A 384-nucleotide genomic window follows, 5' to 3' on the forward strand; every position below is an offset into this window, starting at 1 on the left:
AATATTTCTTTCAAATGAATACTTATTGGAATGTGGTAAACCTTGCTGTTGCAGGTGTTGGACTATACACCATAAAAAAAGAGATGAATAAAAAATTAACTGTTGCAGAAAACTATAAAAAGCAAAACAATCTTGAGAAGTTTTTATTATTCAACACAGGTTTAGATGCAACCTACCTTACAACAGGTTTATACTTAAATGAAAGAGGTAAAAGGCTAAATAACGAAACCACTGAAGGCTATGGCAGCAGCCTTATTTTACAGGGTGGTTTTTTATTGGTTTTTGATATTATTCAATACTTAGAACACCGCCAAAACGGCAAGAAGCTGAATAGTTTAATTGATAAAATTTCTTTAGGCAGCACACCAAACGGTGCAGGCTTAG

At 33.3% G+C, this 384-nt stretch carries 1 protein-coding gene; it reads left to right on the forward strand.

Annotated features, from left to right (window positions below; all coding sequences use genetic code 11):
- On the forward strand, positions 1-384 hold a 384-nt coding region (locus tag E3E36_RS12740), incomplete at both ends, for a DUF6992 family protein (protein WP_206203764.1).

It is taken from the genome of Thermococcus sp. M36, from assembly GCF_012027355.1.
Lineage (GTDB): Archaea > Methanobacteriota_B > Thermococci > Thermococcales > Thermococcaceae > Thermococcus.